This window comes from Streptomyces sp. NPDC040405, from assembly GCF_055595765.1.
This window is the reverse complement of record NZ_JBVIVI010000007.1, coordinates 123217-135896: the sequence shown is the minus strand read 5'-3', so window position 1 is coordinate 135896 and position 12680 is coordinate 123217. Positions and strand designations below refer to the sequence as shown.

At 72.8% G+C, this 12680-nt stretch carries 12 protein-coding genes; 11 read left to right on the top strand and 1 reads right to left on the bottom strand.

All coding sequences use genetic code 11. From position 1 onward, the window contains the following. The first annotated feature begins 28 nt into the window (after nucleotides 1–28). The 5 genes from ACZ59A_RS27340 to ACZ59A_RS27320 all read left to right on the top strand — a co-directional run bounded on the left by ACZ59A_RS27340 (nucleotide 29) and on the right by ACZ59A_RS27320 (nucleotide 5548). Nucleotides 29–1213 carry a PucR family transcriptional regulator gene (locus ACZ59A_RS27340; RefSeq protein WP_470963476.1) on the top strand — a complete coding sequence of 395 codons (1185 nt, stop codon included), beginning with the start codon at nucleotides 29–31 and terminating at the stop codon, nucleotides 1211–1213. Nucleotides 1214–1614: 401 nt separating this feature from the next. Continuing rightward, nucleotides 1615–2859: an NAD(P)/FAD-dependent oxidoreductase gene (locus ACZ59A_RS27335; RefSeq protein ID WP_470963473.1), complete on the top strand. Its 1245-nt coding sequence runs from the start codon at nucleotides 1615–1617 to the stop codon at nucleotides 2857–2859. Nucleotides 2860–2931: 72 nt separating this feature from the next. Further along, complete coding sequence (locus ACZ59A_RS27330; RefSeq protein WP_468043433.1) at nucleotides 2932–3390, top strand: SRPBCC family protein; 459 nt, start codon at nucleotides 2932–2934, stop codon at nucleotides 3388–3390. Between the two features lie 147 nt (nucleotides 3391–3537). Then, a complete protein-coding gene (locus ACZ59A_RS27325; protein WP_470963470.1) occupies nucleotides 3538–4305 on the top strand; it encodes an IclR family transcriptional regulator in 768 nt (255 codons plus the stop codon). A gap of 115 nt (nucleotides 4306–4420) precedes the next feature. Further along, nucleotides 4421–5548: a PP2C family protein-serine/threonine phosphatase gene (locus ACZ59A_RS27320; protein WP_470963467.1), complete on the top strand. Its 1128-nt coding sequence runs from the start codon at nucleotides 4421–4423 to the stop codon at nucleotides 5546–5548. Here the strand turns inward: ACZ59A_RS27320 and nac are convergent. Then, a complete protein-coding gene (gene nac / locus ACZ59A_RS27315; RefSeq protein ID WP_468043439.1) occupies nucleotides 5545–6447 on the bottom strand; it encodes a nitrogen assimilation transcriptional regulator NAC in 903 nt (300 codons plus the stop codon). The two genes, ACZ59A_RS27320 and nac, sit on opposite strands and share 4 nt — an antisense overlap. Nucleotides 6448–6694: 247 nt before the next feature. Here nac and ACZ59A_RS27310 point away from each other — a divergent pair, with 247 nt between their 5' ends. The 6 genes from ACZ59A_RS27310 to ACZ59A_RS27285 all read left to right on the top strand — a co-directional run bounded on the left by ACZ59A_RS27310 (nucleotide 6695) and on the right by ACZ59A_RS27285 (nucleotide 12678). Next, nucleotides 6695–7510, top strand: a complete 816-nt coding sequence (locus tag ACZ59A_RS27310) for a LamB/YcsF family protein (RefSeq protein WP_470963464.1) — start codon at nucleotides 6695–6697, stop codon at nucleotides 7508–7510. A 1-nt stretch (nucleotide 7511) separates the two neighbouring features. After that, nucleotides 7512–8225: a 5-oxoprolinase subunit B family protein gene (locus ACZ59A_RS27305; protein ID WP_470963461.1), complete on the top strand. Its 714-nt coding sequence runs from the start codon at nucleotides 7512–7514 to the stop codon at nucleotides 8223–8225. Further along, entirely contained in the window at nucleotides 8218–9225 is a 1008-nt protein-coding gene (locus tag ACZ59A_RS27300) for a 5-oxoprolinase subunit C family protein (RefSeq protein WP_470963458.1), read from the top strand. The genes ACZ59A_RS27305 and ACZ59A_RS27300 overlap by 8 nt, the downstream gene beginning before the upstream one ends. Nucleotides 9226–9371: 146 nt before the next feature. Then, nucleotides 9372–10691: an MFS transporter gene (locus ACZ59A_RS27295; protein WP_470963455.1), complete on the top strand. Its 1320-nt coding sequence runs from the start codon at nucleotides 9372–9374 to the stop codon at nucleotides 10689–10691. A 43-nt stretch (nucleotides 10692–10734) separates the two neighbouring features. Beyond that, on the top strand, nucleotides 10735–11478 hold the full coding sequence (locus ACZ59A_RS27290; protein WP_468043449.1) for an SDR family oxidoreductase: 744 nt from the start codon (nucleotides 10735–10737) through the stop codon (nucleotides 11476–11478). Next, the gene (locus ACZ59A_RS27285; RefSeq protein ID WP_470963451.1) at nucleotides 11479–12678 is read left to right on the top strand and encodes an aspartate transaminase; all 1200 of its coding nucleotides are present in this window, start codon (nucleotides 11479–11481) and stop codon (nucleotides 12676–12678) included. Nucleotides 12679–12680: the final 2 nt, after the last annotated feature.

The following is a 12680-nucleotide window of genomic DNA, read 5'->3' as shown; positions in this document are numbered from 1 at the left end:
CGGCGGCGCGCTCATGAGCGGAGGAGCCATGTACGACGACTCCCCGGACGGCCTCCTCGCCTTGGCCAACAGCATCGCCGGGCTGGTCGGCGCACCGGTCACCATCGAGGACGACGCGTCCGAGCTGATCACCTACTCGCCCGGCCAGGAGAATTCGGACGACGCCCGCGTCGCGATGATCCTCAGCCGCCGGGTGCCCGACCGGTACCGGCCGCTGCTGCGCAGCCAGCGGCTGGACGTGCGGCTGGCGGGCTCGTCCGCCCCGCTGTACGCGGACTTCCGCGCGTCCGGGGTGCTGCCACGGGCGATCATGCCGATCCGGGTGGACGACCTGTCCGTGGGGTCCATCTGGGGGATCGTGCCGAACGAGCCCTCCGCGGGGCAGCGGGCGGCGCTGGAGGAGGCGGCCGCGCTGGCCGCCCCGGTGCTGGCCCGGCGGATCGCGCGTCGGCGCGGGGAGGAGGCGCGGCGGGCCGCGGCCGTACACGCCCTGCTGGGCGGCGGGCCCGCGGCGGTGGAGGCCGCCGCCGAACTGCCGCTGGCGCCCGGGCCGCTGGCCGTCGTCGCGCTGCGGCCGGTGGCCGCGGCCCCGTCCGGCGGCGAGCCGCTGCGGCGCGCGTTCGCCGGGCTCGACGCGGTGGCCGGACCGGCCGGGGCGGCGTACGACGGTGTCCACGCGGAGGCCGACGGCGCGGGCTACGCCGTGCTGCCGGTGCGCGACGAACAGCGGCTGGCGCGCGTGGTCGGGGAACTCCGGGGCCGGGCCGGGCTGGTGGCCGGGGTGGGCCGTACCGTCCCCGGCCCCGACGGACTGGACCGCTCACGGGCCGACGCCGACCTGGTCGTCCGGCTGCTCACCCGGCGGGGCGGCACGGGCGGCGCCGCCGCCCACATCCGCGATGTCCATCTGGACGCGCTGCTCATGCAGACGGTCGACCTGGCCGACGAGGCCGGACAGGACCCGCTGGGCGCGATCGCCGACCTGGAGCGGTACGACCGCGAGCGCGGCACGGACCTGCTCGACAGCCTGGCCCGCTACCTGGCCGCCGGTGAGGACGCCCGGCTGGCCGCCCGGGAGTTGCACATCCACCCCAACACGCTGCGCTACCGGCTGCGGCGGGCGCATGAGATCGCCGGGCTCGATCTCGCCGACCCGGCCGCCAAGTTCGAGATCCAGCTCCGCCTGCGCCTGCGCGCCCTGCGCATCCGGTAGCCCCCGCCGTACCGGTACGCCGCCCTCGCCGCGGGTGACGCCCCGCCCGGCGTGGGTGACGCCGCGCCCTGACGGCGCGCCCGGCGTGGTGACGCCCGTCTTCCGGCTGCCCCGCCCCGAGCACGACCCGTTGACGGCCGAGCACCCCACACGGCGGACGCCGCTGAGGCCGGGCGTCCCCTCGCCGAGCGTCCTTGCGGCGGAGGCCCCACGGCGGTTCCCCCCCCGCCGCGGGCTCCGCGGGCGCGTGGTCCGTGCCGCCTTGTCCCGTGCGACAACACCCGCCCCCGCGCAATCGGTCCCGCGGACAGTGCGGCGCACACCCCTGCCCGCCCATGATGCGTACGCAGTGCGCGAAACCGGGGGAAGCCGTGGAAAGCCAGGGGAAGGGGAACGCCACCGTGTCCACACCACGCAGTGCCGTCGTCGTCGGTGCCGGGATGGTCGGGCTCGCCACCGCTTGGGCCCTTCAGGAGCGTGGCGTCGAGGTCACCGTCGCCGAGCGGCGGCAGCCCGCGGCCGGGGCCTCGTGGGGGAACGCGGGGTGGCTGACCCCGGCGCTCGCCCTGCCGCTGCCCGAGCCCGCCGCGCTGCGGTACGGGGTGCGCAGTCTGGTCACGCCGACCTCGCCCGTCTACATCCCGCCCCGGGCCGATCCGCGGCTGGCCCGCTTTCTGCTGTCGTTCACCCGGCACTGCACCCCGCGCCGCTGGCGGGTGCTGGCCACCACCCTCGCCGCGCTGAACCGGCACGCGCTCGCGGCGTACGACGACCTCGCGGCCGGGGGCGTCGCGGAGCCGACGGTCCCCGTCGACCCGATGCTGCTCGCCTTCGGCACGGCGGCCGAGCGCGCGGGGATGGTCGAGGAGCTGGAGCATGCCCGGGCGGCGGGCTACGAGATTCCGTACGAGACCGTCGACGGCGACCGGGCCCGTTCCCTGGAGCCGGTGCTCAGCGACGCGGTGGGCGCGGGCATCGCGCTGCACGGGCAGCGGCGGCTGAACCCCGGCAACTTCGTGCGGGCGCTGGCGGAGGCGGTGCGGGAGCGCGGCGGGAAGGTCGTGGAGCGGGCCGAGGTGACCGGGATCCGCGATCTGGGCACGGGCGTCGCGGTCGGCACGTCCCAGGGCGATCTGCGCGCGGACGTCGCCGTCGTCTCCACCGGGACCTGGCTGAACCGGCTGGTCCGCCCGTTCGGGGTGCGGGTGCCCGTACAGTCCGGGCGCGGCTACAGCTTCAGCGTCCCCGCCGCGGGCGCACCGGCGCGCCCGACGTATCTGGCCGCCCAGAAGGTGGTGTGCACCCCGCTGGGCGACGGCCGGGTGCGGGTCGCCGGGATGATGGAACTGGCGGCTCCGGAGCGGCCGGTCGATCCGCGCCGCATCCAGGCGATCATCGCCGCGGCCCGTCCGCTGCTGCGGGACGTCGACTGGGACGCCCGCCGGGACGAGTGGGTCGGCTCGCGCCCGTGCACCGCCGACGGGCTGCCGCTGGTCGGCCCGACCGCCTCGCCGCGGGTGTACGTGAACGGCGGCCACGGCATGTGGGGCGTGGCCCTCGGCCCCCTCACCGGGCGGCTGCTGGCCGACGCCATCACGACCGGCACCGCCCCCGCCGAACTGGCCGCGCTGCATCCGCTGCGCTGACGTCGCGCGCCGACGTTTTACGGCCGCCGAGTCGGTTACCCGGTGCGGTGACAGCGTCGAAAGGAGTCACCGATGAGCACCGTGCGGGAGACCGTCGAGGTTGAGGTTCCGCTGCACACGGCCTACAACCAGTGGACGCAGTTCACCGAGTTCCCGCGGTTCATGGAAGGCGTGGACCAGGTGACGCAGGTGGACGACCGGCACAACCACTGGTCGACTTCCATCGCCGGTGTGCACCGGGAGTTCGACACCGAGATCGTCGATCAGCTGCCCGACGAGCGCATCGCCTGGCGCACGACCTCGGGCGATGTGCAGCAGCAGGGCCTGGTGACCTTCCGGTCCCTGGACGGCGGCCACACCGAGGTCAATCTGGCCATGGTGTTCGAGCCGACCGGCATGGCGGAGAAGGCCGCGGACATGACCGGCACGCTCGACCGCCGGATCAAGGGCGATCTGCACCGGTTCAAGGACTTCATCGAGCACCGGGGTCAGGAAGAGGGCGGCTGGCGGGGCCGTATCAGCCCCGGCTGACCCCGTCCGCGTACGCCCCGTCCCCGAGGGCGTCGGCCCCGATCATCTGAGCGGGCCGACGCCCTCGTTCGCGTACGTCCCGGCCCCGCGTGCGCCCCGGCCCCGTACGCCCTTGCCCGGCCGCCGTACCGGGCGCAAGCTGGTCCTATGGGGACTCCAGGAGGCCCTACGCTCATCACCTCCGTGCAGCGAGCCTTCCGCCTGATGGAGGCCGTGGGCGCACATGAGGGCGGTGCGCCGGCGAAACGGCTGGCACGGGAGGCGGGGCTGCCGCTTGCCACCGCGTACCACCTGCTGCGGACCCTCGTCCACGACGGCTATGTGCACCGGCTGCCCGACGGCGGCTTCGTCGTCGGCGACAAGCTGCACACGCTCCAGGTCGGCAGCCGGGGGCAGGCGCTGCTCAACCGGGTGCGGCCGACGCTGGCCGGGCTGCGGGACGCGCTGTCGACGGCCGCGTATCTGACCTTCTACGAGGACGGCGAGATCCGGGTCGCGGAGATCGTCGACAGCCCGCGGGCGCCCCGGGTGGATCTGTGGGTGGGGTTCGAGGACGCCGGGCACGCCACCGCGCTCGGCAAGTGCGTCCTGCGCGAGCTGGACGACGAGGCCCGCAGCGAGTATCTGTCCCGGCATCCGCTCGCCGACCTCACGCCCCACACCGTCACCAGCTCCGCCGAGCTGCTGCGGCGGCTGGACGCCACGGCCGCCGACGCGCCGGTCGCCGACCTGGAGGAGTACGCGCTCGGCACGGTCTGCCTCGCGGTGCCCGTGTACAGCGGGGACCGGCTCGGCTCGCTCGGGGTGTCGCTCCAGGCCGGGCGGGCGGACCGGGTCGCGGGGCTGGAGGAGATACGGGAGCGGCTGCTGCCGACGGCCGACCGTGTGACCAGGAGCCTTTCGCTCACTATCTGAAATTCCGGCCCTTGTCGCCCGCCGTGAACCGCTGGTTCTCTGGACGTAACGGACAAGACGTCGCAATCGCCCGGCGAACGGGCCCAGCGAGCGAGAGAGAGCAGTCGACCCGGACATGATCCAGGCCCGCACCCATCTGGACCAGCCCTATCCCCCCGCGCCGTTCGCGGCCGGGGTGCCCGTACTCATCCTGGGGGCGGTCGCGGTGATCGCCTTCGTCACCGGAGACGGAACGAGCTGGCTGCCGCTGCTCGCCGTCGGCCCCGCGCTGGCTGCCGCCGCGTGCCGCCCGTGGGCGGTGCTGCGGATCGGGTTCCTCGCCGTCGCGCTGGGCGCGGTGCTCGGCGCGTGGCTGGGCGCGCCGGTCCACGGGCAGGCGGTCGTGCTGTCGACGCTCGTCGCAGTGACCCTGGCGAGCTGCCTGGCCAGCGTGTTGCGCAGGCGCCGGGAACGGGTGCTGGCCGCGGTCCGCTCGGTCGCCGAGGCCGCGCAGAACGCGCTGCTGCGGCCGGTGCCCGCCCGGGTCGGCCAGTTCCAGGTGGCGGTCCGCTACAGCGCCGCCGCGGCGGAGGCCCGGGTGGGCGGCGACCTGTACGCGCTGGTGTCCACCCCGTACGGGGTCCGGCTGATCGTCGGCGATGTGCGCGGCAAGGGGCTGCCCGCCGTGTCCACCGCCGCGCTGGTGCTCGGCGTGTTCCGGGAGGCCGCGTACGACGAACCGGACCTGCTGGACGTCGTCGGCCGCATCGAGCGCAGCCTCGCGCGCAATCTCGCCCCGGACGACTTCGTCACCGCCGTCGTCGCCGGATACCCCGCCGACGGGCGCATGGAGCTCGTCAACTGCGGCCACGCGCCGCCGCTGCTGATCGGCCCGGCCGGTGCGGTCGTGCCCGTCGAGCCGGTGCTTCCGGCGCCGCCGCTGGGCCTGGCCTCGCTGGGCGGCGAGGCGCCGAGCCTCCAGGTGGTGCCGTTCGCCGACGGCGACCAGATGCTGCTGTACACCGACGGGGTCATCGAGGCGCGCGACCACGCCCGGGCGTACTTCCCGCTGGCCGACCGGGTGCCCGGGCAGGTGTGCGACGACCCGTCCCGGACCGTCGCCGGGCTGCACGACGAACTGCTGGCCCACGTGGGCGGGCGGTTGCACGACGACGCGGCGCTTCTGCTGCTGCGCAAGCCCGCCGCGGGCCGGGCGGGGGTCGCGCCGGTCGGCGAGCCCGCCCGTACCGGCGCGGACGGCTAGCCGAAGTCGGCGATCAGTTCATGGAACAGATCGTGCACGGCGTGGGCGGGTTCCGACAGCGGCTGGTGGTCGGACGTACACAGGGAGAGCTTGACCGGGATGGTCGGGTTCACGATCCGGCGCACCACCAGGTTCCGCACGTCGAGGATCGCGCGCGCCGCCGACCACGGCAGCACCGTCGCGCCCAGATCCGCGCCGACCGCGCTGACCAGCGTCAGGACGGACTCGATCTCGCCGATCACCCGCGGCTGCAGTGAGGCGTGCTGGAACGCGGCGTCCACGACCTGGCGGATGGTGTGGATCCGGCTGGGCAGCAGCAGCTCCACGTCCGCCAGCTCCTCCAGCGGGACGTCCGCGCCGCCGCCCGGCTCCGTCGCCCTGCCCGGCGCCGCGATCAGGAACAGGTCCTCGGTGCGCAGCGGCTCGAACTGCACGCCCCGCAGCGGCCCCGCCCCGTAGATGAACGCCATGTCCATCCGGCCGGTCATGATCGCCTCGCTGATCACCCCGCCGAAGTTCTCGTTGATGTGCAGCAGGATGTCCGGGTAGCGCTCGCGCACGCTGGTGAGCAGCGGCAGCGCGAGCGCCGCGCCCATGCTGTACGGGGCCAGGCCCACCGAGACGCTGCCCGCGGGCGCCCGCCCCGACACGTCGACCGCGGCCTGTGCCAGCTCGACCTGGCGCAGGATGAGCTGGGCATGCCGGTACAGCGCCCGGCCCGCCTCGGTCGGCGCCACCCCGCGCTTGCTGCGGATCAGCAGCTGCTGCTTGAACTGGGTCTCCAGCATCGAGAGCTGCTGACTGAGGGCGGGCTGCGCGATGTGCAGGATGTCGGCCGCGCGCGTGATGCTCCCGGCGTCGACGATCTTCACGAACGAGTACAGACGCCTGGTGTCCACTGCACGTTCCTCCAGCCTCGGGCGGGCCCTCATGGTAGGCGCCGCGCCGACCGCCGGTCGGCGGCCGGTGTGGCCCAGGTCATAACCAGAGGCGATTACGTCACACGCAACGCATATTTGCCGCCTTCTCTCGTTCGGATTACGTTCACCGGAACGCGAATTTCTCCCCCCGCGAAGATCCCTCTCCCGCAGCTCCCTTTCGCCGAATGGCGACCACGCCGCTTTCTTCTATTTCCGGAGGCACGTCATGCAGCATGCCGTCGATCTCGTGGCCGACCTCGGCGAGGGGTTCGGTGCCTACACCATGGGCGACGACGAGGCGCTGCTGGACGTGCTGACATCGGCCAATATCGCGTGCGGATTCCATGCGGGCGATCCGAGAATCATGGACGCGACGGTCCGCCGCTGCGCCGAAATCGGTGTCGCCGTGGGCGCGCATCACAGCTTTCCCGATCTCGTCGGATTCGGCCGCCGCGCGATGGATCTGACCCCGGACGAGGTCCGCACCGACACGCTGTACCAGCTGGGCGCGCTGCACGCCTTCGCGACCGCGCACCGCACCGGGGTACGGCACATCGCGCCGCACGGCCGCCTCGGCAACCTGGTCGCGACCCGCCCCGACTACGCCGAGGCGGTGGCCGGGGCCGTGGCGTCCTACGACCGGTCGCTGATCGTCCTGGCCCAGGACGGCGAACTCGCCGACGCCGCCCGCGCCCTGGGCCTGCGGGTCGGCATCGTCGGCATCGCCGACCGGGCGTACCGCGACGACGGCACGCTGGTGCCCCGAAGCGAGCCCGGGGCGGTGCTCCACGACGCGGGGGAGATCGCCGAACGGACGGTCCGGATGGTCACCGAGGGCGTGATCCGCACGGTCGGCGGCCGCGACCTCCCGGTCGCATGCGACACCGTCCTGCTGCACGGCGACACCCCCGGCGCCATCGCCCTCGCCCGCCGCATCCGCGAGGAACTGCTCACCGCCGGTGTGAAGATCGCGCCGCTCACCGAGGTCCTGGACCTCAAGGCCGACGCCAAGGCCGACGCCACCGCCGTCGGGAGCGCCTGACATGGCGGGCGAGGTCACCATCGCGGACTGCGGCGACTCGGCCGTCGTGGTCAGGGCCGTGGGTTTTCCGCCGGACCGGGCCTGGCAGACCGTCCACGCCCTGGCCGACGCGGTCGAGGCCGTCCGGCCCGGCGGGGTGTACGGCATCGTGCCCACGTACGACACGCTGCTCGTCGAGTTCGACTGCGCCACCACCGACCACACCACGCTCCGGCGGCTGCTGCGGTACGAGAGCGGCCGCCTCGCCGAGGGCCCGCGTCCCGGTCCCGCGCCCCGGCGCTTCGTCGTACCGGTGGTGTACGGCGGCGAGTACGGCCCCGACCTGCCCGTCGTCGCCGAGCAACTGGGGCTCACCGAGGCCGAGGTGGTGGAGCTGCACTCGCGCGCTCCGCTCACCGTCCGCTGCTTCGGCGCCCCGGCCGCGGCCCCGATGATGGACGGCCCGGCGTTCCCGCGGCCGGTGCCGCGGCTCGCCTCGCCGCGGACCAGCGTCGTACCCGGGTCGGTCGCGGTGGCCGGACGGCAGGCCGTGATCTCTCCGATGCCGTCCCCCGGCGGCTGGCCGCTGCTGGGCCGCACCCCGCTGCGGGTGCTCGACCTCGACGCCCGGCCGCTGACCCCGTACCGCCCCGGGGACACGTTCCAGTTCGTACCGATCGCCCCCGAGCAGTGGGACGAGCACGCGGGCGCACCGCTGGAGGCGTGTCATGGCTGATGTCCTCACCGTCCACCGGGCGGGGCTGGCGACCGTGCAGGACCTCGGCCGGTTCGGCCACTCCCGCTACGGCCTGCCGGTCAACGGCGCGCTCGACCAGCACTCCGCCCGCGTCGCCAACGTGCTGGCCGGAAACGACGAGGGCGCTCCGCTGCTGGAGATCACCGCCCTGGACTTCGGCTGCGTCCCGTCCACCGACATCCTCATCGCGGTCACCGGCGCACCCGCCGATGTCACCGTGGACGGTGTGCCGCGGCCGCAGTGGGAACCGCTGCCGGTACGGGCGGGCGAGACCATCGCCGTCACCGGCATCCGGCTGGGGCTGCGCGTCTACGTGGCCGTCCTCGGCTCGGTGGACACCCCGTCCCTGCTCGGCTCCTGCGCCCCCGACACGATCCTCGGCTTCGGACGCACCCTGCGCGACGGCGACGAGCTGGGCTTGCGGGCCACCTGCCCGCCGGTCGACCACCCGGTTTTCGGCATCCCGCTGTTCCGGGTGCACGCCCCGGTGGCGCACTTCGCCGAGTCCTGGACGATCGACGTGACCGACGGGCCCGATCTCGCCGAGTTCGGCGACACCGCCCAGCGGCTGTTCCGGTCGCCGTTCACCGTGACCCCGCGGAGCAACCACATCGGCCTGCGGATGAGCGGTGACGTACCGCGGCGGGTGGCGACCGGCGAGGTGCTCTCGCGCGGTGTGCCGGTCGGCGCGGTGGAGGTGCCCGCGGGCGACGAACTGCTCGTCCTGCACCGCGGCCGCGGCGTCACCGCCGGATATCCGGTGCTCGCCGTGGTCACCGCGACCGGGCTGTCCGCGCTCGGGCAGGCCCGGCCCGGCCAGTCGGTCCGGTTCCGGCACCGGACGGTGGAGGAGGCGGTGTCCGCGTACCGGGCCGAGCGCCACACCGTCCGCGCCCTGGCCACCCGCGTCCGCACCGTCTTCGACGAGCTGCGCATCCCCGACCCCTCGGCCACCGGGCCCGTCCCGTCCACCGTCTGAATTCCCGGCCCCATCCGAATCCTCTTCTGAATTCCCTTCCGAACCCCGCCCCTTCTCCTTCCCGTCCCCTGCCGAATTCCCGTCCCCTCCCCCGCTGTGAGTGATCCGCCCCCGCCTGCCTGACCCCGCTCCAGAAAAGAGACATCATGACCGCCGTCGCCGCCGCACAACCAACACCCAACGTCGTCGATCCGAGAACCGCGCGAAAGGTGACCCTCGCCGGATGCGTGGGGATCTTCGCCGAGCTCTACGACAACGGCATCTTCGGTTTCATGGCGGGCACCCTCGGTGTCGTCTTCTTCCCCGACGCGTCCAACGCGGTGCAGGTGCAGCTCGTCTTCCTCGGCTACGCCGTCTCGTTCTTCTTCCGCCCGCTCGGCGGCATCATCTGCGGCCACCTGGGCGACCGGATCGGCCGCCAGCGGATGCTGGTCTTCGTGATCATGCTGATCAGCGTGGCGACCGCGGCGATCGGCATGCTGCCGACGTACGCGAGTATCGGCATAGCGGCCCCCGTCCTCCTCATCCTGCTCCGGGTGCTCCAGGGCTTCTCCGTCGGCGGTGAGGCGTCGGGCGCGATGAGCTTCCTCGCCGAGCACGCCCCCGAGGGCAAGCGCGGCCTGTACACCAGCTACGCCCAGATCGCCTCGTTCCTCTCGCTGCTCACCGGCACGCTGGTCGCCGCGGGCATGACCAGTGGCCTCGGGTCGGACGCCATGGAGTCGTGGGGCTGGCGCATTCCGTTCCTGCTCGCCGTCCCGCTGGGCGTCGCGGGCCTCTACATCCGCAAGCGCATCAGCGACACCCCGAACTTCAACCGGCTGAAGGAATCGGGCGGGCTGTCGAAGAACCCGCTCAAGGAGGCGTTCACCTCCTCCGAGCACCGCCGCGCGATGCTGCTCGCCCTGTTCATCCCGCTGATGAACGGCTCCGGCTACTACGTGCTGTTCGGCTACATGCCCACGTTCATGAGCACCGAGCTGCACTTCAGCAAGGTGCAGGGGCTGCTCGTCACCTCGGCCAGCCTGGTGGCCATCTCCCTCGCCATTCCGTTCATGGGCAAGCTGTCCGACCGGATCGGGCGGAAGAAGGTCCTGTCGGGGGCCGCCATCGCCATGGCCGCCCTGGGCATTCCCTGTTACCTGCTCATCGGCACCGGCAATGTGGCGCTGGCCGTTCTCGGCGCATGCGTCATGGCCGTCGTCTTCGCGGGCCACACCGGCGTCATCCACATCCTGCTGGTCGAACTCTTCCCGACCCGGGTGCGCTATTCCGCCTACGGCCTCGGCTACAACGTCTCCTCAGCGCTCTTCGGCGGTACCGCGCCCCTGCTGATGACCTATCTCATCGCCCAGACCGGAAACGTCAACATGCCCGCCTTCTACGCGGTCGTCACCGCCCTCGGCACGCTCATCGCCGTATCCCGGGTGACGGACAAGGCGCATCTGCCGCTGCGTGACGCGTAACTCCGTAACCCCCACCCGATTCTGACGAAGGAGCGCACTCCCGATGCCCTTTTCCGACTACAAGACCGCACTGGTTACCGGTGCCTCCACCGGAATCGGCGCCGTGGTCGTCGAGCGGCTGGCCAAGCAGGGCCTGGAAGTCCACGCCGTCGCCCGCAACGCCGACCGGCTCGACGACCTCGCCCGGCGCACCGGCTGCGTCCCGCACGCCGTCGACATCACCGACACCGCCGCGCTCACCGCGGAACTGCGCGACCTGAAGGTCGACATCCTGGTCAACAACGCCGGGGTCTCGCGCACCGGAAACATCCTCACCGCCGACGAGTTCGCGGTGGACGAGCAGGTCGCCGTCAACATCCAGGCGGTGCTGCACCTGGTGCGGCTGGTCATGCCGGGAATGGTGGAACGCGACCTCGGCCACATCGTCAACGTCAGCTCCATCGCCGGCGTCTACAACTTCGGCGGAAACACCATCTACCACGCCACCAAATCGGCCGTGCACACCCTCTCCCGCCAGCTGCGGGTGGATGGATACGGGCGCCGGATCCGGGTCACCGAAATCTGCCCCGGGCGGGTCGAGACGGAAATCTTCGGACGGCTGCTCGGCGACATGGAAGAGGCGCAGCGCCAGTTCTACGACGGCTACGAATCGCTCAAGCCGGAGGACATCGCCGACGCCATCGAATTCGCCGTCTCCTCGCCGCGCCACGTCAACATCGGCCATGTGGAGATCCTGCCCACCTTCCAGGTGCCGGGCGGGCTCAACTTCGAGCGAAGGGCCGACTGAATGAGCACCGCACAGCGTGTGGGCCGCATCAAGCCGTCCCCCAGCACCGCGGCCGCCCAGCGGGTCCGCGAACTGAAGGCACAGGGCCGGGAGATCCTCGATCTCACCGTCGGAGAACCCGACTTCGACACCCCCGACCATGTGAAGGACGCCGCCATCGAGGCGATCCGGCAGGGCGCCACCAAATACACCCCGGTCAACGGCACCCCGCAGCTGCGGGCCGCCATCGCCGACCGGCTCCGGCGGCGCCACGGGCTGGAGTACCCCGACGGCCGGATCGCGGTGGGCGGCGGCGGGAAGCAGATCATCTTCCTCGCCCTGATGGCCACGCTGGACGCGGGCGACGAGGTCGTCATCCCGGCCCCGTACTGGGTGTCGTACCCGGACATGGTGCTGGCCAACGACGGCACCCCGGTGATCGTCCCCTGCCCGGAGGCGGACGGCTTCAAGCTGACCCCCGACCGGCTGGCCGCCGCCCTCACCGACCGCACCCGCTGGGTCGTCCTCAACTCCCCGTCCAACCCGACCGGCGCCGTCTACACGGCGGACGAGCTGCGCGCCCTCGCCGAGGTGCTGCTCGACCACCCGCACGTCCACGTGCTCACCGACGAGATCTACGACGAGATCTTCTACGGGACGGGCCAGGTCCACAGCCTCGCCGCGGTCGAACCCCGCCTGGCCGACCGGGTGTTCTACACCAACGGCGTCTCCAAGACGTACGCGATGACCGGCTGGCGCATCGGCTACGGCGCGGGCAACGCCGAGCTGATCCGGGCCATCAACACCCTCCAGTCCCAGATCTCCTCCTGCCCCTCCTCCGTCAGCCAGGCCGCCGCCACCGCCGCGCTCGACGGCGACCAGGGGTTCGTCCGCGACAGCGTCGCCGTCTACCGCGGCCGCCGCGACACCGTCGTGAAGCTGATCAACGACATCCCCGGGCTGTCCTGCACCCCGCCGGACGGCGGCTTCTACGCCTTCGTCAACTGCACCGGCGTCCTGGGCACCCGCACCCCGTCCGGCCAGGAGATCCGCACCGACGAGGACGTCGCGGCCCATCTGCTGGAGGCGCAGTCGGTCGCGGTGATCCACGGCGCCGCGTACGGCTCGCCGGGCTACTTCCGTATCTCCTTCGCCACCTCGAACGACGTCCTCACCGCGGCCTGCGAGGCCATCGCCCGCGCCCGCGCCGTCCTCTCCTGACC